At 41.5% G+C, this 25,650-nt stretch carries 23 protein-coding genes; 12 read left to right on the plus strand and 11 right to left on the minus strand.

Going from position 1 to position 25,650, the window contains the following annotated elements:
* Positions 1 to 345: 345 nt before the first annotated feature.
* Positions 346 to 2,277, minus strand: coding sequence for an ATP-binding cassette domain-containing protein (locus E0H82_RS15520; protein WP_131265622.1), 1,932 nt, complete (start codon positions 2,275 to 2,277; stop codon positions 346 to 348).
* Between the two features lie 184 nt (positions 2,278 to 2,461).
* Between E0H82_RS15520 and E0H82_RS15525 the strand changes: the two genes are divergently transcribed.
* The 4 genes from E0H82_RS15525 (at position 2,462) to erpA (ending at position 6,359) form a co-directional block, all read left to right on the plus strand.
* Positions 2,462 to 3,469: a putative solute-binding protein gene (locus E0H82_RS15525; RefSeq protein ID WP_131265623.1), complete on the plus strand. Its 1,008-nt coding sequence runs from the start codon at positions 2,462 to 2,464 to the stop codon at positions 3,467 to 3,469.
* Positions 3,470 to 3,688: 219 nt separating this feature from the next.
* Positions 3,689 to 4,699: a putative solute-binding protein gene (locus E0H82_RS15530; RefSeq protein ID WP_131265624.1), complete on the plus strand. Its 1,011-nt coding sequence runs from the start codon at positions 3,689 to 3,691 to the stop codon at positions 4,697 to 4,699.
* Between the two features lie 205 nt (positions 4,700 to 4,904).
* A complete protein-coding gene (locus tag E0H82_RS15535) occupies positions 4,905 to 5,897 on the plus strand; it encodes a putative solute-binding protein (RefSeq protein WP_171458307.1) in 993 nt (330 codons plus the stop codon).
* A gap of 126 nt (positions 5,898 to 6,023) precedes the next feature.
* The gene (erpA, locus tag E0H82_RS15540) at positions 6,024 to 6,359 is read left to right on the plus strand and encodes an iron-sulfur cluster insertion protein ErpA (protein WP_131265626.1); all 336 of its coding nucleotides are present in this window, start codon (positions 6,024 to 6,026) and stop codon (positions 6,357 to 6,359) included.
* Between the two features lie 66 nt (positions 6,360 to 6,425).
* On the opposite strand, the gene E0H82_RS15545 is transcribed toward erpA, so the two are convergent.
* Positions 6,426 to 7,556 carry an anhydro-N-acetylmuramic acid kinase gene (locus tag E0H82_RS15545; RefSeq protein ID WP_131265627.1) on the minus strand — a complete coding sequence of 377 codons (1,131 nt, stop codon included), beginning with the start codon at positions 7,554 to 7,556 and terminating at the stop codon, positions 6,426 to 6,428.
* Positions 7,557 to 7,619: 63 nt separating this feature from the next.
* Here E0H82_RS15545 and tyrS point away from each other — a divergent pair, with 63 nt between their 5' ends.
* Complete coding sequence (gene tyrS, locus E0H82_RS15550) at positions 7,620 to 8,852, plus strand: tyrosine--tRNA ligase (RefSeq protein ID WP_131265628.1); 1,233 nt, start codon at positions 7,620 to 7,622, stop codon at positions 8,850 to 8,852.
* A gap of 74 nt (positions 8,853 to 8,926) precedes the next feature.
* On the opposite strand, the gene E0H82_RS15555 is transcribed toward tyrS, so the two are convergent.
* The 5 genes from E0H82_RS15555 to dnaA all read right to left on the minus strand — a co-directional run bounded on the left by E0H82_RS15555 (position 8,927) and on the right by dnaA (position 15,652).
* Positions 8,927 to 9,280: a hypothetical protein gene (locus tag E0H82_RS15555; RefSeq protein ID WP_131265629.1), complete on the minus strand. Its 354-nt coding sequence runs from the start codon at positions 9,278 to 9,280 to the stop codon at positions 8,927 to 8,929.
* Between the two features lie 130 nt (positions 9,281 to 9,410).
* Positions 9,411 to 11,879, minus strand: a complete 2,469-nt coding sequence (gyrB, locus tag E0H82_RS15560; RefSeq protein WP_131265630.1) for a DNA topoisomerase (ATP-hydrolyzing) subunit B — start codon at positions 11,877 to 11,879, stop codon at positions 9,411 to 9,413.
* 43 nt (positions 11,880 to 11,922) lie between these two features.
* Positions 11,923 to 13,005 (minus strand): DNA replication/repair protein RecF, encoded by a 1,083-nt coding sequence (recF, locus tag E0H82_RS15565; RefSeq protein WP_131265631.1) that lies wholly within the window; start codon positions 13,003 to 13,005, stop codon positions 11,923 to 11,925.
* A gap of 14 nt (positions 13,006 to 13,019) precedes the next feature.
* Positions 13,020 to 14,168 carry a DNA polymerase III subunit beta gene (gene dnaN, locus E0H82_RS15570; protein ID WP_131265632.1) on the minus strand — a complete coding sequence of 383 codons (1,149 nt, stop codon included), beginning with the start codon at positions 14,166 to 14,168 and terminating at the stop codon, positions 13,020 to 13,022.
* A 110-nt stretch (positions 14,169 to 14,278) separates the two neighbouring features.
* Entirely contained in the window at positions 14,279 to 15,652 is a 1,374-nt protein-coding gene (dnaA, locus tag E0H82_RS15575) for a chromosomal replication initiator protein DnaA (RefSeq protein WP_131265633.1), read from the minus strand.
* A gap of 649 nt (positions 15,653 to 16,301) precedes the next feature.
* Between dnaA and rpmH the strand changes: the two genes are divergently transcribed.
* The 5 genes from rpmH to mnmE all read left to right on the plus strand — a co-directional run bounded on the left by rpmH (position 16,302) and on the right by mnmE (position 20,403).
* Positions 16,302 to 16,436, plus strand: a complete 135-nt coding sequence (gene rpmH / locus E0H82_RS15580) for a 50S ribosomal protein L34 (RefSeq protein WP_000831329.1) — start codon at positions 16,302 to 16,304, stop codon at positions 16,434 to 16,436.
* Between the two features lie 30 nt (positions 16,437 to 16,466).
* Positions 16,467 to 16,856 (plus strand): ribonuclease P protein component, encoded by a 390-nt coding sequence (gene rnpA, locus E0H82_RS15585; protein ID WP_131265634.1) that lies wholly within the window; start codon positions 16,467 to 16,469, stop codon positions 16,854 to 16,856.
* Positions 16,857 to 16,865: 9 nt separating this feature from the next.
* On the plus strand, positions 16,866 to 17,186 hold the full coding sequence (yidD, locus tag E0H82_RS15590) for a membrane protein insertion efficiency factor YidD (protein WP_116762925.1): 321 nt from the start codon (positions 16,866 to 16,868) through the stop codon (positions 17,184 to 17,186).
* Between the two features lie 5 nt (positions 17,187 to 17,191).
* A complete protein-coding gene (gene yidC, locus E0H82_RS15595) occupies positions 17,192 to 18,946 on the plus strand; it encodes a membrane protein insertase YidC (protein WP_131265635.1) in 1,755 nt (584 codons plus the stop codon).
* A 101-nt stretch (positions 18,947 to 19,047) separates the two neighbouring features.
* On the plus strand, positions 19,048 to 20,403 hold the full coding sequence (gene mnmE, locus E0H82_RS15600) for a tRNA uridine-5-carboxymethylaminomethyl(34) synthesis GTPase MnmE (RefSeq protein WP_131265636.1): 1,356 nt from the start codon (positions 19,048 to 19,050) through the stop codon (positions 20,401 to 20,403).
* 205 nt (positions 20,404 to 20,608) lie between these two features.
* Here the strand turns inward: mnmE and E0H82_RS15605 are convergent, their stop codons facing one another.
* The 3 genes from E0H82_RS15605 to E0H82_RS15615 all read right to left on the minus strand — a co-directional run bounded on the left by E0H82_RS15605 (position 20,609) and on the right by E0H82_RS15615 (position 23,412).
* Entirely contained in the window at positions 20,609 to 21,439 is an 831-nt protein-coding gene (locus E0H82_RS15605) for a class I SAM-dependent methyltransferase (protein WP_131265637.1), read from the minus strand.
* A 442-nt stretch (positions 21,440 to 21,881) separates the two neighbouring features.
* Positions 21,882 to 23,027: an MFS transporter gene (locus tag E0H82_RS15610; RefSeq protein WP_131265660.1), complete on the minus strand. Its 1,146-nt coding sequence runs from the start codon at positions 23,025 to 23,027 to the stop codon at positions 21,882 to 21,884.
* A gap of 118 nt (positions 23,028 to 23,145) precedes the next feature.
* Positions 23,146 to 23,412 (minus strand): metal/formaldehyde-sensitive transcriptional repressor, encoded by a 267-nt coding sequence (locus E0H82_RS15615; protein ID WP_131265638.1) that lies wholly within the window; start codon positions 23,410 to 23,412, stop codon positions 23,146 to 23,148.
* Positions 23,413 to 23,450: 38 nt separating this feature from the next.
* Here E0H82_RS15615 and dmeF point away from each other — a divergent pair, with 38 nt between their 5' ends.
* Together dmeF and E0H82_RS15625 are read left to right on the plus strand one after the other, a co-directional pair.
* Positions 23,451 to 24,401, plus strand: a complete 951-nt coding sequence (gene dmeF, locus E0H82_RS15620) for a CDF family Co(II)/Ni(II) efflux transporter DmeF (protein WP_131265639.1) — start codon at positions 23,451 to 23,453, stop codon at positions 24,399 to 24,401.
* 125 nt (positions 24,402 to 24,526) lie between these two features.
* A complete protein-coding gene (locus E0H82_RS15625) occupies positions 24,527 to 25,228 on the plus strand; it encodes a DsbC family protein (RefSeq protein ID WP_131265640.1) in 702 nt (233 codons plus the stop codon).
* A gap of 68 nt (positions 25,229 to 25,296) precedes the next feature.
* On the opposite strand, the gene E0H82_RS15630 is transcribed toward E0H82_RS15625, so the two are convergent.
* The gene (locus tag E0H82_RS15630; protein ID WP_131265641.1) at positions 25,297 to 25,554 is read right to left on the minus strand and encodes a GlsB/YeaQ/YmgE family stress response membrane protein; all 258 of its coding nucleotides are present in this window, start codon (positions 25,552 to 25,554) and stop codon (positions 25,297 to 25,299) included.
* Positions 25,555 to 25,650 lie beyond the last annotated feature (96 nt).

Below are 25,650 nucleotides of genomic sequence, written 5' to 3' on the forward strand. Positions count from 1 at the left end.
GGTTTTGTTAATTATTTTTAAACTTATTCAAGACTTCTAGATTCTACCGCTTGGGCTAAATCCTTGTTTCTCAACAAGTTTTAATCAACATCACCGCCGATGGATGTGCATTCTACAGCATTTCTAATCCCTTGCAATACCCTTTTTAAATTATTTTGCACGTGTGTTGATTTTTTCAACAAAACAATGCAAAAAACTAGTTTTTCATTCATTTTTTAATCATTTTCAAACGTAAATCGCATATTTATTTTCATTTCATGTGTTTTTTGCTTTTGCTGTGAGTACTTATATGTAGAAAAAGCACAACATTAACGTTGTGCTTTTTCTATTTTGTCATTTAAAGAATTAAAATGCGCTTTCCAACGCTTCTAATTCCATCATCAAGGTTAGCATTTCTTCTTCAATTTGCTCTAATTTTGCTTTCAACTGATTTTGTTCATCCATCAATTTCAGCAAATCGTCCTTACGGTTTGCTTCATATAGCGTAGGATCACCCAATAAAACTTCAATTTCTGCTAAGCGTGGCTGAACTTTGGCAATCTGAACTTCATTTTTTTCAATATTTTTACGAATTGGACGACTGAGTTCACGTTGACGTGCGGCTTCTTTACGTTGAGCCTCTTTGTCCAGTTTAGAAATAGTGGGTTTCACTTCAACTTGCGATTGAACTGGAGCCGATGGTTGTTGACCATTCTTCATCATGTCGATACGTGCTTGACGTAACCATTCAGCATAAGCCGTCAAGTCGCCATCAAATTCACGACTTTGCCCCGCATGAACCAAGATCAACTCATCACAGACGGAAGCAATGAGTTGGCGTTCATGCGAAACCAGAACCACTGCACCTTCAAAGTCTTGCAGTGCCATTGTCAGTGCATGACGCATATCTAAGTCTAAATGGTTGGTGGGTTCGTCCAGAATTAATACGTTTGGACGTTGCCATACAATGAGTGCTAAAGCCAAACGCGCCCGTTCACCGCCAGAGAAACTTTCACTTGGCGTGTCCATACGTTCGCCACTGAAACCAAAGCTGCCCAAGAAAGAACGTAAACTTGCTTCACTAATTTTTTTGTCGGCAATACGCGCCAATTGCAACATTGGGCTGGCGTTACCATCCAAAGCATCCATTTGATGCTGAGCAAAATAACCAATATTCAGCAGTTCAGAATCTTTACGCGTCCCTTTTAATAGTTTTAAGTCGCCAACCAGTGATTTAATCAAGGTTGATTTACCTGCGCCATTCATTCCCAACAAACCAATTCGACTGGTCGGGGTAATTTGCAAATTAACATTGGTCACAATTAGTTTGTCACCGTAACCAATATCGGCAGTTTCAAGTTCCAGTAAAGGTGAACTCATTTTCGATGGTTCACGGAAACTAAAGGTAAACGGCGTATCAACATGGGCAGCAGAAAGTTCCTGCATACGTTCCAATTGTTTAATTCGGCTTTGCGCTTGTTTGGCTTTGGTGGCTTGTGCTTTAAAACGGTCAATATATTTTTGCAAATGTGCGCGTGTTTCTAATTGCTTTTCGTAAGCTTGTTGCTGTTGTGCTAAACGCTCACTACGGGTCCGTTCGAAAGTCGAGTAGTTACCTGTATATAAAATGAGTTCTTGATTTTCGATATGTAAAATATGGTCGGTAATGGCATCTAAGAAATCACGGTCATGCGAAATAAGAACTAAAGTTCCTTCGTAGGCTTTCAACCAATCTTCTAACCACAGAATTGCATCTAAGTCTAAATGGTTGGTTGGTTCATCAAGTAATAATAAATCTGAACGACTCATGAGGGTACGCGCAAGGTTCAAACGCATACGCCAACCGCCCGAAAAACTTGAAACATCAAGTTGTGATTGATGTTCAAAGAAACCTAAACCGGCCATGAGTTGTGATGCTTTAGCCGCGGCTGAATAACCATGAATTTCATCAAAGCGTCCATATAAATGGCCAAGTTCATCATCACTTAAGCTTTCTGGATGGTCCAGTTTGTTCTGAATGTCCCAATATTCTTCGTCGCCTGATAAAACAAAATCAATGGCTTTCATGTCTAAAGCTTTGATTTCTTGTGCCATATGGGCAACGGTCCACACCGCAGGACGGGTTAAAGATCCCCCGTCAGATTCCATCCCCCCCAAGAGCGCAGAAAATAAGGTTGATTTACCAGCGCCATTTACGCCAGTTAAACCAATTTTCCAACCTGGATGCAATTGCATCGAGGCTTTTTGGAAGAGTACGCGTCCACCACGACGAATCGAAAGTTGGTCTAATTGGATCATCACAAACACTGGCAGATAAAAAGTTAGCGCTATTCTAAAGGAAGTCGCTTAGAAAAGAAAAAGTACCAACCACAGATACACGGAAATGTTACTGGTCGGAAATAGAGTAAAAACTCTATTTTGTCCAAAAAAAACATGTTTATATAAATTTGTTCCTGAAAAATCAAAAAATTGAGGTGAAATAATGAAAAAAGCCTTTCTTGTCTTGTCTACAGCAACACTATTCAATTTGTCCAATTTAGCGCATGCAAATATTAATGTTTGCGTTTTCGATTTGCTTGGCAAGTCAGGGGAATCTTATAAGTTTCTTGAAGAATGGGCATTGGTCAGTAAAAACTGGGGTGCCAATATAGACCTAACCGCTTATAAAGATGAAGCCAAATTAGACCAAGACTTCAAAACTGGAAAATGTGACGGTTTTTATATGACCTCTATGCGTGCCCGTAATTATAATAAATTTGCGGGTTCAATTGATGCGTTGGGTGGAGTACCCAATAACGCGATTGCACAGAAAGCCATTATTTATGTTTTGGACAAACGAAATCAGAAGCGCCTCATCACCAAATCAGGTAAAGAGACCTATGAAGTTGCAGGGATTGGTCAGATTGGCCCAGCCTATTTATTTGTACGGGATAAATCAGTCAATAGCGTTGAAAAACTCAATGGTAAAAAAATTGCAGTGATGGAATTTGATCAGGCTCAAAAAATTATGGTGAAACGCGTTAATGCTGTTCCTGTGATGTCTGAAATTTCCAATTTTGTGAAAAAATTTAATCAGAATGAAGTCGATGTCGTGCCCGCACCGGCGTATGCCTTTAAACCACTTGAGATTTATAAAGGGCTAGGCAATAACGGCGCCATGGTCAATTTTCCAGTATTGAATGTCACGGCAGACCTGATTATTCGACCAGAACAATTTCCAGAGGATTTTGCAGCCCAATCTCGGCAATGGTTTGTCCGCCAACTACCTAAAAATTTTGCCATGGTACAGCGCGTAGAAGCCACCATTCCAAGCAAATATCGCATGGAACTGGCTAAAGAAGACAAAGAAAAATATCAAAAATTGTTGCGTGACGCACGAATGGATCTGACGCAACAAGGCATCTATGACCCCACCATGATGACGGTGCTGAAAAAAGCCAGATGTACCGTTGAGCGTACCAATTTTGAATGCTCCTTAGGTGGAGAATAATCGGATGATAATTTTTCTACCCCAAAATCTTGATTTAATTGACTGATTTTAATCGAAACACCCTTTCGGATTGGACAATTTGACAGCAATTTTGCAGAGAATGTCATTTTTTTATTTAAAAATGGAGTAAATACTCTATTTCGAAATGCAAAACTTGCTTAATATTGTCTGCGTGTAAGGACACTTAGAACAATAACCAATCTGAAAAGGATGAACACAATGAAAAAAGTCATGTTCGGTTTAGCTGCCATTACTGCTGTTGGTCTCTCTACGACTGCACAAGCAGCCAAAGTGGATATCTGTGTTTTCGATTTGCTTGGTAAGTCAGGTGAATCTTATCAAATGGCGCAAGAGTGGGCATTAGCAGCAAAAAGCTGGGGTGCAGAAATCAACCTGATTCCACGACAAGATGAAGCTGTCGCAGATAACGACTTTAAAGCAAGTAAATGTGACGGCGTTTTTATGACTGCAATGCGCGCACGCCAATACAATAAATTTGCAGGTTCAATTGATGCCTTAGGCGGTGCGCCAAGCAATGCCATTGCACAAAAAGCCATTAGCTTTGCCTTAGACCAGCGTAATGCCAATAAAATGGTCACCACATTGAGCGGCAAAAAATATGAAGTAGCAGGTATTGCACCCCTTGGTTCTGCCTTTATTTTTGTCCGTGATAAAAGTATCAATTCCATCGAAAAGGCTGCGGGGAAAAAATTTGCAGTCTTGGGCTATGACCAAGCACAAAAAATCATGGTGCAGCGTGTTGGTGCCCAAGCAGTCATTTCGGATGTTTCAAATTTCGTGGCTAAATTTAATAATGGTCAAGTCGACATGGTGGGTGCCCCTGCCTATGCGTATAAACCTCTCGAAATTTATAAAGGCTTAGGCAGCAATGGTGCAATGTTTAACTTTCCTGTACTACAAGTCACTGCCGATTTTGTGATTCGCCCTGAGCAATTCCCTGCCGGTTTTGGACAAAAATCCCGAGATTGGTTTGTGAAGAATTTGCCGAAAAGCTTCTCGATGATTAATCGTCTTGAAGCGGGTATCCCTGCCAAATACCGCATGAATTTAACTGCAGATGATAAAATTAAATACCAGAAAATGTTACGTGATGGCCGTATCGATCTCACCAAGCAAGGCATTTATGATTCAGGCATGATGAGTGTCTTGAAAAAGGCACGTTGCTCTGTCGATAAAGCCAATTTCGAATGTTCTATGGCGGGTGAATAAACCATAAATCAATAACTAAGGCCTAGATTATTCTAGGCTTTTTTATTTAAGTTTTTGTCTAAAGTGCCAATGTTCAAGGATAAAAACCCGCTAATCTTAAGCTCAGGTAAACGCTTGTCTTTACCGCTTAAAATGATGAAAAACATCATTCCAACAATACAAAAAGAATGGAATAAGGACAATTCACATGATGAAACGATCATCAATGCAACTTTTGATGGGGCTTGGGCTATCTGTAAGCACCAGTTTTGTTCAAGCCAAACAAGTGGTGTGTGTATTTGATTTCGTTGGTAAAAGTGGCGATGTCTATGCCCTAATGAAAGATTATCAATTGGCAGCTAAAAATTGGGGCGCCGATATTGAACTACGAGTGGCTCAGAACGAGGCGGTGATTGCCGAAGATTTTAAGGCGGGAAAATGTGATGGCATTAGTGTGACTGGCATGCGAGGGCGTCAATTTAATGATTTTACTGGCTCACTGGATGCCATTGGAGCTATTCCCAATCTAAAATTAGCCGTTAAAGTCATGCAAGGTTTAGCCAATCCTACTTTTAGCAAATATATGGTGAAAGGCAAATATGAAATTGCAGGCGTCATTCCTGTCGGAGATGCCTATCTGCTGGTGAATGATCGTAGTATCAATACTGTTGCTAAAGCCGCAGGCAAAAAGATTGCTGTGTTGGACTATGATCAAGCGCAAAAAATCATGGTGCAACAAGTTGGCGCCCAAGCCGTTAGTTCCGATGTCACCAATTTTGGCAGCAAATTTAACAATGGTCAGGTTGATATTATTGGGGCGCCTGCCGCTGCGTTTAAAGCACTAGAATTACATAAAGGTTTGGGCAGCAAAGGGGCGATTGTGAATTACCCAATTTTACAAGTCACAGGCAATATCATTATTCGTCCCGACCGTTTCCCTAAAGGCTATGGTCAGCAATCGCGTGAATGGGTCAAATCACAACTTCCACGTGCTTTTGGCATTTTAGGTAAAATGAAAGCCGACATTCCAAGCAAATACTGGATGGACGTGCCTGCCCCCGATAAACCTGGCTATCAAAAAATGATGCGTGATGCGCGAATTAATTTGACTCAGCAAGGGGTGTATGACAAACGGATGATGAAACTGCTCTGGCAGTTCCGCTGTAAAGAAGATGCCAAAAATTTTGAATGTGGTTTGCAAGATGAAAACTACAAATAATCTTGATAAAATTACTCTGATTTGACTTTTAATCTTCAAATATTGACCATATATTGAGTATGCTATACTAGAGATATGGTCTTTTTCATTTTTAAAAGACCCATGAACCGAACAGAGGAATCCATCATGACAGCTCCAACGCTTGTGTTGACCGACAGTGCTGCAAATAAAGTACGCCAATTGCGCGATAGTGAAGGCAACCAAGATTTAATGTTACGTGTCTATGTAACAGGCGGGGGTTGTTCAGGCTTTTCTTATGGCTTTAACTTTGCCGACAATATGAATGAAGATGATGCCGAATTCATCAATGGTGATGTGAAAATGTTGGTCGACTCTCTTAGCTATCAATATTTAATCGGTTCTGTGGTTGATTATGTTGAAGGTCTAGAAGGTTCACGCTTTATTGTACAAAATCCAAATGCAACCACGACCTGTGGCTGTGGCTCATCTTTCTCGATTTAAGTTGATCACAGATGTAAAAAAAACCTCCAAATTCAGGAGGTTTTTTTATCGATGTCTTCTCGACATTTAAACTGCAGTTATGCTGCCTAGAATACGATAACCTTCAGCGCCAGTCACCGCAGGTAAATTACCACTTAAATGCTCAACAAAACGCTTCGCTAACCAAGCAAAAGCTGTGGCTTCAACCCAAGTCGGACTTAAACCCAAATCTGCGGTACTTTGCACCGTCCATTGGTGCTTGCGTAAACGCCAGCGTAATTGTTCCAAAAGTTGTGAATTATACGCTCCACCACCACAGACATAGACCTCGCCCGTGTCCATACCTGAACGATAGATGGCTTTTTTAATGGCGCGTGTAGTCAGTTTTAATAAGGTGGCTTGGATATTTTCAGGGTTATCTTCCAATTCATCATACGCCAGCTCATCATTGCGCCAATCCATGATCTGGTCATCCAACCAATCCAAATTAAAATCTTCACGCCCCGTACTTTTAGGCGGCTCTTTGGCAAAAAAGTCATGCGCCTGTAAACGCTCTAACAAACTGCGAATTGGCTGACCATAAGCGGCCCAGTTACCATTTTCATCATACGGTTGTCCTGTATAACGATGGCACCATGCATCCATCAGAATATTGGCAGGTCCAGTATCAAAACCCGAAACCAGCTCTGGTGCACCCGCAGGTAAAAGACTGACATTGGCAATGCCACCTAAATTCAGAATCACACGGTGAATACTTTCATGCTGAAATAAGGCCTGATGAAAAGCTGGTACCAAGGGTGCACCCTGCCCACCTGCCGCCATATCACGACGGCGGAAATCAGAGACTACAGGGATTTGAGTGATTTCAGTAATGATATTGGGATCGCCAATTTGCAAAGTAAAACCATGCTCAGGACGATGACGAATGGTCTGCCCATGCGAACCAATGGCTTTAATTTGGCTGCGGTCGAGCTGATGCTGTTCAATCAGTGTATTGATGCCTTCACCAATCATTTTTGCCAAAGCCACATCTGCCTTGCCCATACGATCAATTTCGTTATCATCAGGCAAAGTAAGTGCCATGAGTTCATTTCGTAAATCGGGGTCAAACGCTAAAGTGAGCGTGGCATGCAACTGCAATGGGTCGAATGAAGCGGCTACAATATCTACCCCATCCATGCTGGTGCCAGTCATTACCCCAATATAGATTGCTGTCATGATTATTCTAAAGCCTGCAATGTGCTGAAAAAGTGTTAGTATATCGCACAAATTGAATAACTGATGTGTTTGGGTTTTGTGATGTCAAATTTCCTGCCGGCTGAAGAACAACTTGCCCTCATTCAACGAGGCACTCATGAAATTATCTCTGAAGAGGATCTGTTAAAGAAACTCAAAGAGAATCGTCCTCTAAAAATTAAAGCGGGCTTCGACCCGACTGCACCTGACTTACACTTAGGTCATACCGTTTTAATTAATAAACTAAAAACTTTCCAAGACTTAGGTCATGATGTCACGTTTTTGATTGGTGACTATACCGCGATGATCGGTGACCCAACAGGTAAAAGTGCGACTCGCCCACCGTTGTCACGTGAACAAGTACTGGAAAATGCTAAGACTTATCAAGAACAAGTGTTTAAAATTCTTGATCCAAATAAAACCAAAGTGCGTTTTAACTCGGAATGGTTTGCCACCAAAACTGCAGCTGATTTAATTCAGTTGGCTTCACAGCAAACGGTTGCCCGAATGTTAGAACGTGATGATTTCACCAAGCGTTATAACAATCAGCAACCGATTGCGATTCATGAGTTCTTGTATCCATTGGTTCAAGGCTATGACTCTATTGCACTTGAGGCAGATGTAGAACTCGGTGGTACGGATCAAACCTTTAACTTATTGATGGGACGTACGCTGCAAGGTCGTTATAACCAAGAAGCACAGGTCTGTATTACGGTGCCAATTCTTGAAGGTTTAGACGGCGTCAACAAAATGTCTAAATCTTTAGGCAATTACATTGGGGTATTTGATACGCCTGGCGCAATGTACCAAAAAGTGCTTTCCATGCCAGATGCTTTGATTGAACGTTATTTTGATCTTCTGAGTTTTAAATCGATTGAAGAAATCAAAGTCTTGCTCAAAGAAGTCGAAGATGGTCGTAATCCACAAGAAGTGAAGAAGATTCTGGCACTTGAATTGGTTGAGCGTTTCCACGGCGCGGAAGCTGCTGCCAATGCACATAAAGGTGCAGGGAACATCATTACTGAAGGTGAATTACCAGAAGGGACACCTGAAATCACGATTTCACGTGCCGAGTTTGGTGGTGAAATGTTTATTGCCTCGATTGTACGCGCTGCGGGTTTAACCAAAAATGCGGCTGCTGCCAAAGATGCTGTTTCACGTGGAGCCGTTAAAGTCGATTGGAATGTGGTCGATGCTGGCTTCTCCGTCAAAGAAAATATCACGGTGATTGTTCAAGCCGGTAAAAAAGCCATTGCGAAAGTAACTTTTACCGACTGATCCCAATCTAGCCAAAAGCAGGTCACTTGACCTGCTTTTTTTATGCTGAAAATTAAATTGCTGAAGTAATTCGATCATTTTATTTTTAAAAAGCGAAGCTCTGTGATTTGCCATGCATCAGACAAATAGTGCCATGTTTCTTGAACCATCTGTTCAGGCTGCACCAAATACAACAAAATTCGGCATTCAGTTTGTGTAGAGTTAAACTCAAACATTTCAGTTTGAATGTCTAAATGACGTGGTTTCCAAACACCATTTTGGACCGCATGCTGAATACATGCATAACGACTCAGATTACTTTCAACCTTAGCCTGTGCTTCATATACTACTTTGAATTCTGCATGTTCGTATAACATCAGCTCTTGAACTTGTCCCGTATAAAAAGCATTGAGCCAATGATCACGACACTGTTCCAAACTTAAATCCATATGCTTTTCACTCAGTTATTTTTAGTCAGCATGCCAGAACAATACGACAGTTTAATAACCATCACTAAAAAACAACAAAGTCCATGTAATAAAAAAGCAGCCCGTAGGCTGCTTTTAAAATGACATGCTGTTAGGCATCAATATCTGCATTTAAGGCATTCTCTTCAATAAAGGCACGACGTGGTTCCACATCATCCCCCATCAAGCAAGAGAACATACGATCGGCCTCAATCACATCATCAATGGTCACTTGCAACATATTACGATTATCAGGATCCATAGTGGTTTCCCACAACTGCTCCGCATTCATCTCACCCAAACCTTTATAACGTTGGATCATCATGCCGCGGCGCGAGTCTTGTAAAATATGCTGCCACACTTGGTGGAAAGTGTTGACCACAATCTTACGCTCGCCTTTTTCCAAATATGCACCCTCTTCAAGCAGGCTAAACCAGCTCTTCGAGTTTTTCAACAAACGTACATATTCACCCGAAGACAGTAAGCCTGCATCTAGTAAATAGCTGTGTGGGAGGTTATGCACATAAATCGTGATGCGTGGGAAATACACCACCGCCTTTTGACCATCAGCCAACTCTTTATCGAAGGCTTCAAGCGTCAATTCTGGACGTAAGCTCGGCTGCGTTTTTTCCACAGCGGCACGCAATTGCTCACCCCACTGTTGTACATAAGCCAAATCTTGTGAATGATCAAACTTATAAGCATCCATCGAGATCAAACCATCCAATAAGCTTGCAGGATAACGCTGGGTTAAACGCTGTAAACTCTTCTGTGAGGTTTGATAATCGGCAATTACTTTGGCTAAAGCTTCACCACGAATCGCAGGCGCTTCAGCACTGATATGCAAAGCCAAATCATCAATGGCATTTGAAATCAGGAAAGTTTCCAAAGCTTCATTATCTTTAATGTATTGCTCTTGCTTACCTTTTTTCAACTTATACAACGGTGGTTGGGCAATATAAATATGGCCACGCTCCACCAATTCTGGCATTTGACGGAAGAAGAAGGTCAACAATAAGGTCCGAATATGTGAACCATCGACGTCGGCATCGGTCATGATAATAATTTTATGATAACGCAACTTATCAGGATTATATTCTTCGCGACCAATACCACAGCCCAAAGCCGTGATCAGCGTGCCGACTTCCTGAGAAGAAATCATCTTGTCAAAGCGCGCACGTTCCACGTTGAGAATTTTACCTTTCAACGGTAAAATCGCCTGCATTTTACGGTTACGACCTTGTTTCGCCGAACCACCCGCAGAATCACCCTCGACCAGATATAATTCAGACATTGCAGGATCTTTTTCCTGACAGTCTGCCAATTTACCTGGCAAACCCGCAATATCTAAGGCACTTTTACGACGGGTCATTTCACGGGCTTTACGCGCAGCATCACGTGCACGTGCCGCATCAATAATTTTGCCTGCAATTGATTTTGCCGCAGTAGGGTTCTCAAGCAAGTATTCAGAGAATGCCTTGTTCATTGCTTGTTCTACCGCCGATTTCACTTCACTTGATACCAATTTTTCTTTGGTTTGCGAAGAAAACTTCGGATCTGGCACTTTAACCGAAATAATGGCGGTTAAACCTTCACGAGCATCATCCCCCGTGACTGCCACTTTTTCTTTTTTCAACAAACTCTCATTTTCCATATAGCTGTTTAAGCCACGGGTCAACGCTGCACGGAAGCCTGCTAAATGTGTACCACCATCTTTTTGCGGAATATTGTTGGTAAAGCAACGGACATTTTCTTGATAAGTGTCATTCCATTGCAAAGCCACTTCTACCCCAATGCCATTTTCAGCTTGGGTAGTAAAGTGGAAAATTTCATTCAGATGGTTTTTGCCCTGATTAATATATTTAACAAACTCAGACAAACCACCTTCATAGTCATATACATGTTCTAAATTAATCCGCTCATCACGCAGAACAATACGCACACCTGCATTCAGGAAAGACAATTCACGTAAGCGACGTGCCAAAATATCGACACTAAAAATCGTTTGGCTAAAGGTGTCCGAACTTGGCCAAAAACGTACAATCGTCCCTGTAGTTTCTGTATTACCAATCACTTTGAGTGGATACTGCGGATCACCATGACGATATTCTTGTTGATGAATATGCCCTGCACGATGAATGATTAATTCGAGTTTGCTCGACAAGGCATTTACAACGGAAACACCTACTCCGTGCAAACCACCTGAGACTTTATAACTATTATCGTCAAATTTACCGCCTGCATGCAGAATAGTTAGAATAACTTCTGCGGCAGAAACCCCTTCTTCAGGGTGAATATCGGTTGGAATACCACGACCGTTATCAGAAACACTGACTGACTCATCTTCATGAATCGTCACCAAGATTTCATCACAATGACCTGCTAAAGCTTCATCAATGGCGTTATCCACCACTTCGAATACCATGTGATGCAAACCTGAACCATCATCAGTATCGCCAATATACATACCTGGGCGCTTACGAACGGCATCCAAACCACGCAACACTTTGATGCTAGAGGAATCATAAGCCTTTTCGTTGCTTTGTTCTGTTTGAGTGACAGATTGGTCTTCTGAACTCATGGTTACTCCCTAGTGAAAAATCGGTCTATCCAAAGATGGGAAATCATTGCACAACACATGCTACTCGACCATTTTCCACGTGGAACAATTGGTGGGAAATAGACAAGTCATGTAAATGTTTTTGCACAGATTCATGCTCTAAAGTGGTAATAAAAACTTGACTACCAAGTTGGCTTAATCGCTCAATTAAACGTTGTTGTGCGGCTAAATCTAATTCTGCTGTCAGATCATCTAATAATACCACAGTTTCCTTATTACAGGCATGTAGCATTGCAATCTGTGAGAGTTTTAGCGCCATAATCAACAGCTTTTTCTGTCCACGTGACAGCACAATATCGGCCTCCCCCATTGGGGTTTTCAGGCGTAAATCGGCCCGATGTGGACCATATTCAGTATATCTTCGATCGAGATCTTTTTGGTGCTGACTGCACAGGTCATGCAGCAATCCATGTTCTGTATGAAAGCCAGCAACATATTCTAGTTCAACACTTAAATTGGGCAACAGATACTGCAAATCTTGCTGAAAAAATACATTCCACTGTTCCACAATCGCAACCCGCTGTGAATGTAAAATTTCACCATACTCACCCAACATTTTATTCCACGGTTCTAGGCTTTCTAGACTTAAATTACGCCGCGATTTTAATAGACTATTGCGTTGTTTTAAGGCGCGTGAATAAAACTGCCAAGCATGATAGAACTCAGGTTCCACGTGAAACATCAACCAATCGAGCAACTGTCGTCTTGGTTTGGCACCATGATCAATAATATCGGTACTTTGCGGATCAATATGCTGCAAAGGCAATAGTTTTGCTAACTGACCTTGCGTGGCAATATGATCCCCATTCACTTTCATGACCTGCTCACCACTGACGTGTTTTTGCATTCCAATTTTTTCACTGGAAGATTGGGCAAAAACGACAGCACTCTGGGCATCATGCAGAATATAGTGTTTAGGAATATGGGTACGAAAGGAACGACCTGTCGCCAGCAAATGAATCGCCTCCAAAATAGAGGTTTTTCCCGAACCATTCGCACCATAAAAGACGTTAAACGGCTGCAACTCAGAGAGGGCAACCGTTTTTAAATTACGAACACGTTCGATGTTTAAACGCGTAATCTGCATAATAAATCTAGCGATTACACACGCATTGGCATGACAACATAGGTCTGATCTGCATGTGCAGGATCATGCACCAATACCGATTGATTGGCTTCACTCATGGTCATCGAAACATCATCACCATCCAAAACACCAAGCACATCAAGTAAATACTGTGCATTAAATGACATTTCTAATGGTGCATCGTTGTACTGGATTGCTAAATCCTCAATCGCTTCATCTTGTTCAGGGTTATTGGCACGCAATTGCAAAGTATCTGCACTGAAATTCAAGAATACGCCACGCAGTTTTTCATTACTTAAAATAGAAACGCGCTGTAAAGACTGCTTAAACACATCATGTGCAATCAACACGTTTTTATCGCCACCACGTGGAATCACACGGCGATAGTCAGGGAATTTTCCATCAATAAGTTTCGTGGTAAAACGCACTTTAATGGTTCCCTGCTCTTTATCACGGCTTGGGGTATTGATGGTCACATTCAGCAATTCACGACCAATCAATAATGACAATTGCTCATCTTCAATACTCAGCAAGCGCTGTAATTCACCAACAGCTTTACGCGGTACAATCGCTTGAATCAATTGTTGTGTATTTGAAGAGGCCAATGTTTCACATAATGCCAAACGGTGACCATCTGTAGTTACTGCACGCAATTGATTTTCATCAATTTCTAACAGGGTCCCCGTTAAATAAAAACGCACATCCTGAACTGCCATAGCAAAGGCCGTTTTTTCAAATAAACGCTTTAATTCACGCTGCGTCACCGCAATCTGTGTACCTTGTGTATTTTCCGTATTTAACAATGGATAATCTTCGGCAGGCAAAGTCCCCAATACAAATCGACTGTTGCCCGATTTAAGGATACAGCGCTGATCTTCGGTAATTTGAATATCAATTAATGCAGAACTGGGTAAAGATTTACAGATATCCATCAGTTTACGTGCAGGAACTGTGGTTTCACCCGCTTGTAAACAAGCGCCTTCCATTAAATTGGTACTTGCAACCAATTCAACTTCTAAATCTGAACCTGTAATCGCCAAAGCATTTTGACTCACCTGTACTTTAACATTCGATAAAATGTTTAAAGTGTGGCGACGCTCCACGGCTCCTACCACATGTGAAAGAACATTAAGTAAACTTTCTTTGGCGATTTTTAAACGCACGATGCATTCCTCGAAAAAACTGAAGATGAAAAATAAATTAATTAATTTTTAGCAGTGTACTATGCGGCAGAATATACCGCATTGCAAGAATAGAATTTGACCAAGATCGATTAACTTTGCAGCAGGCGTTGCAAGTTTTTGTAATCCTCATTAAAGATAGGATCACCCTCTCTTAAGCTTTGCACTTTTTCACACGCATGCATAACCGTACTATGGTCACGACCACCAAATGCCATCCCAATTTCAGGAAAACTATCGCCTGTCAGTTCACGTGCCAAACCCATCGCCAATTGACGCGGACGTGCATAAATACGCGTTCGTTTAGGGCCGATTAATTCTTTCAGCGGAATGCGGAAATATTCACTCACCACCCGTTGAATATTTTCCGTACTGATGGTTCGAGCACGAATTGCTAAAACATCTTTAAGCGATTCTCGAACCACATCAAGGTCAATTGAAGTCCCTTTGAAACGTGAAATAGCGACCACTTTATTCAGTGCGCCTTCTAACTCACGGACATTGGCAACCACTTGTTGTGCAATAAATAACGCACAGTTGCGCGGTAAGTCTACACCACTACTTTGGGCTTTCTTTAATAAAATCTCAATTCGCGTTTCAATATCAGGCGGCTCCACACCAACTGATAAACCCCAAGAAAAACGTGACACCAAACGGGCATCTAATTCTGTCAATTCTTTAGGATAACGGTCCGAAGTTAAGATAATTTGCTTCGATTCATCCAATAAAGCGTTAAACGTATAGAAGAACTCAACCAAGCTCGCTTCTTTACCCGCCAATAAATGAATATCATCCACCAGAAGTAAGTCTAGAGAGCGACAGTTTTTCTTAAATTCTTCCACCTTGCCTTGTTGTAAGGAGCTGACAAAATCCTGAACAAAGCTTTCAGCGGTCATATACATCACACGTGCATTAGGTTTGGCTTGTAATAAAGCATTTCCTACCGCTTGCATTAAGTGAGTTTTACCTAAACCTGTCGGACCATATAAAAACAAAGGGTTATGCTGAGAAGCTCCCAATTGAGTCAACACTTTACGGCAAGTTTCAGCAGCCATTTGGTTGGAACGGCCTTCAACAAATAGCGAAAAAGTAAATAAGGGATTTAGCAATCGCTTTTTATTTTTTAACGGCGAATCCTCTTTCTCTTTTTTTACCTTTACAACGGGTGCAGAAGTTTCTAATGCCGCAGTTGTTGTCGCAGGTTGTTCACTTGGAGATAAAATCGCACCTGGACGCGAATCTACCATAATTTCTACACGACGCACTCGTCCTTCAGACAATTGTTCCGCCAAAATGGTAATCAGTTCTAAATGATGTTCCTGAATATAGCGCGTCCAATATGGATTAGGCGCATATAGTCGCAAAGTGTCTTCTAACTCTTCAGCAACTAAAGGGCGAATCCACATTGTAAAAACATTTCCAGATAGCTCTTGTCGCAAGCGAGTTAAGCAGTCTGTCCAAAGCATGTGAAACCCCTATTCATCCATTTTTAAATTTAAAAACACCATTGTCCGCCGAAGCGGGTCGCCATTCTAACCAAGTTATCCACATCTGTCATGAAGAATTCTGCAAAAGTTGCTCAAAAAAGAAATAAACAATCTAAATTTAAATTCAAAACCATGTGTGGATAAAAACACCCACAGACTGTGGATAAAAAAACACACCAAGTTATCCACAATTCCTTAAACTCTTAAAAACATACATATCCACAATGTTAACTCTTGTTTTTATATGTGAAAAATAGGTTTTCCACAGAAAAAACGCTCCCTAATAAGAATAAATTTAAATTTTAAAATTTGAATTTATTTATAAGGATCGCTTTTGATGTGGATAACTTAGATACACGAATGAATTTAAATTTAAATCATTGTGTATTTATTTTGGTGTGGATAAATTTGTGAATAATACTGTTTATAACTTATTTTCTATTATTTAACAACTTATTATGATGTGAATAGTTTTTAACTCAGAGAAAGACTCAATTCAGACTTTCCACGTTAAGTTTTATTGATTACAAGTTTATTTGGTCCGAATAGGTGTTTTTGATTGACAGCTCAAGCAATGAACACTAAAATCGCGGACCTTTATAGAAAGATCATTTTTTGGAGTTTCGATATGAAACGTACATTCCAACCATCTGAATTAAAGCGTAAGCGCGTTCATGGTTTCCGTGCTCGTATGGCTACTAAAGCTGGTCGTCAAGTATTAGCTCGCCGTCGTGCAAAAGGTCGTCACAGCTTAACTGTTTAATTTGTTAGTGCTTAGACGATTTTGGGTGTTATGACACTTTATGACTTCGGCGCAGAGCGGCGTCTTCGTTGTGCTGCCGATTATAAAGTTGTGTTTGATGGTGCGCTTTTTAAAGTGCACCAACCCCATTTCTTATTTCTTGCGACACCTTCCAAACAGCCTAACAGTCGTTTGGGCATTGTTGTTGCTAAGAAAAAAGTGCGCCGTGCGCATGAAAGAAATCGAGTAAAACGACTTGCTCGCGAAAGTTTTCGCCTGCATCAAATGCAACTGGATGCCTTGGATATTGTTGTTATGCCTAAAGTTGGTATAGAAACAGTCGCCAATTCAGAATTGCATCAGCAATTACAATTTGCTTGGCAAAAGCTGCAACGCATTGCTAAAAAGCATTCAAAAATAGCTCCCTCCCCACAGAAGTAGAGAAGGCCAATGGTACGTGTGTTGCATTGGTTTATTCGATTCTATCAGATCGCAATTAGTCCTATGTTAGGACCACGTTGTCGGTATCTACCTACATGTTCTCAATATTCATTGGAAGCAATCCATACACATGGAGCTGTACGGGGTGTTTGGTTGGCTGCAAATCGTATTTGTCGATGTCATCCATGGGGCGGCTCGGGTTATGATCCTGTTCCTGCAAAAGCAATTCGTTTTATTTCATTTCAGCAAATCGATTCTCAAATGCATCTCGTTGCTGTACCCTTTCGTGGATGTTTATGGAATCAAAATCACTCTAACTTTTTGGGGTAATAGATATGCAACAATGGGCCAGGATTGCAATTCTAGGAGCCATGTTTGTCGTCGCATATTTGCTTATTTTGGCATGGCAAAAGGACTATGGTCATAATGAAGTACAACAGCAGCCGCAAGCTGCTGCAGTAGTTTCACATGAAGTGTCTGCCGACTTGCCAAATGGACAGACAGCTACGGCTGCTCCTGATGTGCCACAAGCAAATAGTACTGCTCAGCAAACTACAGAATCGACTGCGGCAGCAAGTCAACAGCTTATTTCAGTTCAAACTGACCTTTATCATCTTTGGATTAATCCTAAAGGTGGCGATATTGTTCGTGTTGAATTACTCAATCATGATAAAAACAAAGATAGCGATGAACCGTTTGTTATGCTGGAAAGCGATGCCAAACGTACGTATGTTGCACAATCTGGTTTAATTGGTCTAAATGGACCTGACAGTGGTCGTAATGGTCGTCCTGTCTATGAAATTGAGAAATCTGCATATACTTTAGCTGATGCAAAAGCAGCGAAAGATAAAAACGGCAAGTCAGTTCAAGTACTTTCTGTTCCGATGGTCTTTAAAACGGCTGACGGCGTAGAAATTATTAAAACTTTCACGTTCACTCAAGGCGAATATCCAGTTGTGGTCAATCACAAAGTGGTCAACCGCAGTGGTCAAAACTGGCAAGGCCAGATGTTTGGTCAGCTCAAACGTGATAATTCGGAAGATCCTGGTAAATCGGATCAGGGTATTTTCACCTTGGGCACCTTCTTGGGTGGTGCATGGGGTACGCCTGAAGAACATTACAACAAGCTTAAATTTGCCAACTTTAACGACGAAAAGTTAAATGTTGAAGCAAAAGGCGGCTGGGTTGCAATGGTTCAGCATTACTTCGTTAGTGCTTGGATTCCAGGCGAGTTGAAGTTGACTCAGGCGAATGGTCAAGCTTATAGCGCTAAATTAGAGTCGCGTAAATCGAGTGATGACATGAACATCCTCAGTTTTACTTCACCAACCATTAATGTGCCTGCAGGTACAGTGGCGGAAGTTGACGCGACGTTCTATTCAGGTCCTAAAATTCAATCTGAATTGAAAGACTTGGCTGTAGGTTTAAATCAGACCGTTGATTATGGTTGGTTATGGCCAATCGCGAAATTATTGTTCCTTGGCTTGCAATTCTTCCATAATTTGGTGGGGAACTGGGGCTGGTCAATTATTTTACTGACTGTATTGGTTAAACTCATTTTGTGGCCGTTGTCGTCTAAGAGTTATCGCTCGATGGCGAAAATGCGTGTAATTGCGCCAGAAATGCAGCGAATGAAAGAAGAATTCGGTGAAGACCGTATGCGCTTCTCTCAAGAAATGATGGCATTGTACAAGCGTGAGCAAGTCAACCCACTTTCAGGTTGTTTACCGTTATTACTCCAAATGCCAATCTTCTTGGCTTTGTATTGGGTATTGATGGAAAGTGTGGAATTGCGCCATGCGCCTTGGATGCTCTGGATTCAAGACTTATCAGCAATGGATCCTTGGTTTATCCTGCCATTATTGATGGGTGCGACCATGTTCATTCAGCAAATGTTGAACCCTCAACCTGCCGATCCAATGCAGGCGAAAGTGTTCCGCATTATGCCAATTATGTTCACGGTATTCATGTTGTTCTTCCCAGCAGGTCTAGTGCTGTACTGGATTGTGAACAATACGATTACGATTACACAGCAATGGTTTATTAATAAATCAGTCGCTAAAGCACGTAGCTCGTCAGACGCTGCATAACGCAGCTTCTCACAGCAACTAGCTGATTAAATCCGCTTAAGATGGTAATCTTAGGCGGATTTTTCTTTGGGTTAGATTAGGACTTAAGTCAGGTGAATTGTATGCAGCATCAAACCACTATCGCAGCGATTGCTACTCCGCCAGGACGTGGTGGTGTGGGGGTAATTCGTCTTTCTGGTCCGCAAGCTTATGCGATTGCAGAACAGTTATGCCAAAAAGCTTTACCCAAAGCACGGATGGCGGGTTTTCGTCAGTTTTTGGATGATGTGCAAGAAGTATTGGATGAAGGCTTGGTGATTTGTTTTCCCAACCCGAACTCGTTTACGGGTGAAGATGTGGTTGAATTACAGGGGCATGGTGGACCTGTAATCCAAAATGCCTTGCTTGCCCGGTGTTTGGAATTGGGTGCAACCGCTGCCAAAGCAGGCGAGTTTTCCATGCGTGCTTTTGAAAATGGCAAACTGGATTTGGTGCAAGCGGAAGCGATTGCCGATTTGATTGATGCGACTTCGCAGGCTGCAGCTCGATCAGCTGTACGTTCTTTGCAAGGTGCCTTTTCACATAAAGTGAATACGGTGCTAGAAAAGTTGATTCATTTGCGTTTGCATGTGGAAGCGGCAATTGACTTTCCTGAAGAAGAAATTGACTTCTTGGCTGATGGCAAGATTTTAACTTTATTGGAAGACGTGCAGCATTCCGTGGCTGCGGTGCAGAAATCTGCCCGTCAAGGACAATTGCTACGTGAAGGTTTACAGGTGGTAATTGCAGGTAAGCCGAATGCGGGTAAATCTTCTTTGCTTAATGCTTTGGCGGGTATTGAACGTGCGATTGTGACGGATATAGCAGGCACTACCCGTGATGTGTTGCATGAAAAGATTAGCCTGAATGGTTTGCCAATAACATTGACCGATACCGCAGGATTGCGTGAAACAGGCGATGTGGTGGAAAAAGAAGGTATTCGCCGTGCGATTAAAGAAATTGAACAAGCTGATTTATTGTTATTGGTCTATGACTTGAGTCAAGGTGAAGACCCATTGCAATTGGCACGTGAATACTTTGAACATCATCTTGAACCGAAACGCTTAATGTTGATTGGGAATAAATGTGATTTAACCAATGCAACAGCTGAAATTGGTGATTTTCAAGGTTTCAGGCATATTACAGTGTCAGCCAAACAGGAAACAGGCGTTCTATCACTCATAGAGGCGATTACAGCGCATGCTGGCTTTCAGCCAGAGGAAGACACCTTTATTGCGCGAACACGTCATTTAGATGCAATGAAGCGCACACAGCACTATCTTTCAGAAGCCCATGAGCAGTTGGTGGTATTTCATGCAGGTGAATTGGTTGCCGAGTCGTTACGTCTTGCACAAAATGCTTTAAGTGAAATTACAGGTGAATTTAGTGCGGATGATTTGCTTGGGAAAATTTTCGGCTCATTCTGTATTGGAAAGTAATTTAAAGTTTAAGTGTTGCTCAATAAGCTTCAATAAATTCTATTTATAAAATAAAAAGCATTCCTGAATGCTTTTTATTGTTTAGGATGTGCCTTCATTTGGCTTTGTACCAAATCGACATGCAAGTTAAATCAAAGAGGGATCGTTTCGTGCAAGCTTATCAAATTGAGCTGTAATAGCACGAAAGTGTTTTAATCTCACAAAGTCATTTTTTCGCAATGATTTGTGCCAGCACAATCCGCCCCTCTTGCAAGTTTTTTCCTTGATTTTGCGCCATGGCTTTAAAATCAGCCCCTAGTAGTATGTGAAATCCAAGGGGGGGTAAGCCTTCCTTTTGTATTTTCTCGGCCAGAGACACAAACCATGTCCGTGCACTTTCGGTTGTGTCTAACCAGTCAGTGATTGTAAAACCAGCTTCTTGGAGTAGCTGACGTAGCTCATTTGGCTGTACCAGAAAGCTGGTATTTGGTGTACGTGCCCATGGTACAGGAAAAAGGACTGGGCCCGATGGACCCGCAAGAACATCATAAATTGCCAGTGTGCCACCTGACTTCAGTACGCGGTACATCTCCTTATAAAGACCAGCTTTATCCAAGATATTCATTGCCACATGCTCAGTCCAGACAACATCGAAGGTCTGATCGGGAAATGGCAGTTGGGTTGCATCACCTTGGTGATAGTCAACTTGGTGTGCAAGACCAATCTTGGTCGAGAGCATTCTTGCAGCACGACAGTATTCTTCCGTGAGGTCAATACCTGTGACGTGACAGCCGAATTCTTTTGCAAGACAACGCGAAGTCCCACCAATACCGCTACCGACATCTAGTACATGTTTTGTGGCATCAAGTCCAGCAGCACGGGCAAGTTCGAGAGTAGCTGTACGTCCTCTGATATGAAACTCATCAATCGGTGCCAGATCTTCGGGCGTTAGGTTGTTGATGTTCTTGCCAGCTTTTTCCAGTGCTGTCAGTATGACGTTTCCCAAATCGCTACATGTATAGTGCATTTGGATTGTTTGATTTACACGAGATTGCATAAATATTGTCCTCCTCGTGTTGGCTATAAGTGATAGGACATATTGACTCTACAATGGAAGAAGGCATGAAAATAACGTTTTTTATTCAGTATTTAATGGTGTTTATTTAATCATGCTAGTCGGGCGAGTATTCAATATGTTGTCATCATTAATTCACTCTTTGTACTACAATCATAACAAATCACATGATCTTGAAATAGGGATTATTGGTTATCAGTATCGGATAGTCCTTGTGCCTAATAAAAAACAACAATAAAAGAAGATGTTGAGTTGCATTGGGGGGAATTCAGTACCAGAGTGATCGCTTTGATGGTTTTCGGTTAATTGCCGATTGATTTTGAGCACATCATAATGATGTATATTAAGCAGGCATTTTGCGAAATACTTGGCGTTGTGTTAAGGCATGCTTGCTGAAATAGTAAAAAAATTATTCAAAGCAGCTTTAAATTTGAAGGTTATTTTTCTTCTGCAAGAACAATAAAGTGAAACATAGTAGTGCCATACCAATACCAAAACCGCTCACTGCCAGATTTAACCCCCATAGATCTGCACTGTAACCTACCGCAATAATCGGCACGATCGTGCCTAAATATCCTATAAACAAATAGGTCGAGATCACTGCGGCACGATTGTGTGAATCTGTCATTTGATGAATCAGACCAAATGATCCCATAATGCCTAGACCATGTCCCAAGCCCACGCCAATATCACTGATAAAAAACAATAGACTTGATTGGGTTTGCATACAAATGGCTAAGAGTAGACAACTGCCCATCAGCAGGATCAAACCATAATTTAAGCTACGTGCAGCGGGTAACGATTTGGCAAAAAACTGGACGATTGCTGAAATAAACAGAATGCTGGAAATCGCGATGCCACTGACCAGAGGACCATGCCATGGAATCAGGTCTTTGACAAAGGACGCAGACAGCGAAGCAAACAGACTAAATGCACCAAAGGCACAAAAAGCGGTTAAGCCTGCAATAAAAAAATGAGTTCGGGTCTGGGCGGCAGGAAGCTCTAAATGTGGTGCAATTGAAAATGCTTGAGCTTGAAAAGTTGGGGATTTTAAGCGAAATAATCCGATTAAACAGAGGACCGCGCCTGCAATAATCGGCAGATAGGGAGTGAGCAATGGAAATGCAGCAAATTGAGCAATCACACCGCCAATCAATGGCCCTAAAGCAAAACCGATGACGGTAATAATTGAGCTTAATTGTGGGGCATGAGATTTATGACTGTCCGGAATGGTCAGCATGAGACCTAACATGGCGGAAGTACTAATCAGCCCTGAAGCAATCCCAATAATAAAACGCCCTAGGCCGAGCCAAACGGCGCTACTGGCAAAAGCAGAAAGCCCTAATCCTAGAATGACAAATACTAGGCCAACTTGCAGCGTGCGCAAAAAACCAAAGCTGTTACTGGCGCGGCCGAAAAAGAGCAGCGTTGCTAAACAGCCAAACATATAGGCAACAAAAATGTAGGTAATTTGGCTAGGCAGCAAATGCCATAATGCTTGATAAATCGGATACAGTGGACTTGCGAGCGCTGTACCAATGGTACCCATGCATAAGGCAAGGCTGATCATCATAAATGAACGCCAAGGATGTTGAACCGTCATAAAGCATCACAAAAAACTGTCGGAAAAGCACAGTAAAAATAAAGAGTTTTGACAGCTTAAGCCGAAATTGATGCTTAAACAATCACTAACCGTAGCGTTTTAATAACTTTAAAAATTCGGCAAGTTCAGCTTCATCAAATTCACTCTGAGGTTTTAGAACATGATGGCGCAGATGGGCTTCAATCAGTTCATTCATCAGACCATTGACTGCCCCCTTTACCGCCGCCACTTGCTGTAATACCTCAATACAGGAGCTTTCAGGTTGCATGAGGGCTTGGTCGATTGCTTGAATTTGCCCTTGCAAACGCTTTACGCGATTCTTAATTTTCTGATCTTCATATAAATGGCCCACACTTTCCTCCAAAAAATAAATATACTACAGGGGAGTATATTGGTGAGAACATTATGCAACATTCGATCATGCACAGAAGCCATAGTCATCAATTTGATGAAGGGAATCCTTTGGCACAAAAACGAATCTTAATTGCGACTATTTTAACGGCAGTCATGATGCTATTAGAAGTGATTGGCGGCTGGATTTTTAATTCTATGGCATTACTTGCCGATGGCTGGCACATGAGTTCGCATATGTTGGCATTGGGTTTGGCTTATTTTGCCTATCGTGCGGCACGTCATTATGCTCAGGATCACCGTTTTAGCTTTGGTACGTGGAAAATTGAAATTTTAGCGGGATATAGCAGTGCAATTTTGCTGTTGGTGGTGGCTATTTTTATGGCTTTCTACTCGGTGGAACGACTGATTCATCCTGTTGATATTCAATATAATGAAGCAATACCAATTGCGATTTTAGGCTTGGTGGTAAACTTGATTTGTGCATGGCTTTTACATGATGGTCACCATCACCATCACCATCACCATCACGAAGAATCGACTCATACGCATCAGCATGAACACGATCTCAATCAAAAAGCTGCTTTTTTACATGTGGTTGCTGATGCGGTGACGTCGGTTTTTGCAATCGTTGCTTTGTTTGCTGGAAAATATATGGGGTGGTCGTTTCTGGATGCCTTCTTAGGGATTTTGGGGGCAATCTTAGTGGCGCGGTGGGCTTTGGGTCTGATGCGGGATACGGCGAAAACATTATTAGATGCGGAAATGAACCATCCTGTGGTGGAGGAAATCCGAGAGGTGATTCAGGATCTGCCTGTGGTTGTTGAAGTGACAGACTTACATGTCTGGAAGGTGGCTAAAGGTAAGTTTGCCTGTATTTTGGCACTCAGTAGTCACTCATCCATCAGTGCGGATGAAGTGCGTGAGGCATTGTCGATTCATGAAGAAATTGTGCATGTCTCGGTAGAGATTAATCCTTTATCGGTTTAAGGCGTAGTTCCACGTGAAACATTCAGGTATTTGTTTTACCAAATACCTGATAAAAATTATCAATCATCACCATAATTCGGATTAAACTGATTCACTTTTATAACTTACGTGAACGAGCAGAATTCATGTTGAAAAGAACAATGGTTGCGATGCTGGCGAGTTTCATTTCTTGGTCTAGTTTTGCGAGTGTCGAGACTGTAAAAACCAATCTAGCCAAACAACATCCAGATTTGAAAATTGAGAATATTCAAAGTACTGAAATGTCAGGTATCTATAGTGGCTCTATGGACGGTCAAGTGGTTTATGTTGGAGAAAATGCACAACATATTTTAGTGGGATCGATGATTCGATTGAAAGATCAGCACAACTTGACCAAAGATTTGATTTTAAAACAGAACTCGATTGATTGGAAAAAATTGCCACTACAAGATGCGGTGAAAACCGTGCGAGGTAATGGCAAACGCCAACTGGCGATCTTTTCTGACCCAAATTGCCCGTATTGCAAGCAACTTGAGGCTGAATTAAAAAAACTGGACAACGTGACCATTTATACCTTTATTTATCCAATTAAACCGCAATCTGTTGCGCCGTCTAAAGCGGTATATTGTGAAAAAGATCAGAGTTATGCTTGGGAAAACCTGATTGCTAAAGGGATTGCTCCTGCGGGTAATAAAAGCTGTGCCAATCCAATTGAACGTAATTTGAAATTAGGTCAATCTCTTGGCGTAAATGGTACACCTACGCTAATTTTCTCGAATGGCTTTAAAGCGGCGGGTGGCTTCCCTGCTGAACAAATTGAACTCATCTGGAAAGAGTTAGGTTTGTAATGAGATAGAAATTAATTTTAAAAAAGCCTTTTCATGGTTCACGTGAAAAGGCTTTTTTGTGTAAAAAATTAAGTGCGGGATTTTTTCATAATAAGATTATAGATAAACAAAACAATAATTGCGCCAATCACAGAGGCAATAAAGCCTGCTGCTACATTATCGGCATACAGACCGAGCATGCGTCCACCATAAGTTGCCAGTAAAGAACCTGCAATCCCTAATAGTGTTGTGACCAAAAAGCCTGCCTTGTCATCGCCAGGATGTAGTGCACGGGCAATCAGACCTGCAATAAAACCAACAACAATTGCAACAATGAGTGACCACATGAGTATTCTCCTTGTTCTTATTTTGAATCAATGATTTTGCTTATGTTTATTATTTTGGAGAAAAAAGACTTGAATTAAACAGCAGATCTGCAAAGA

It is taken from the genome of Acinetobacter sp. ANC 4910 (genome assembly GCF_004331035.1).
Lineage (GTDB): Bacteria > Pseudomonadota > Gammaproteobacteria > Pseudomonadales > Moraxellaceae > Acinetobacter.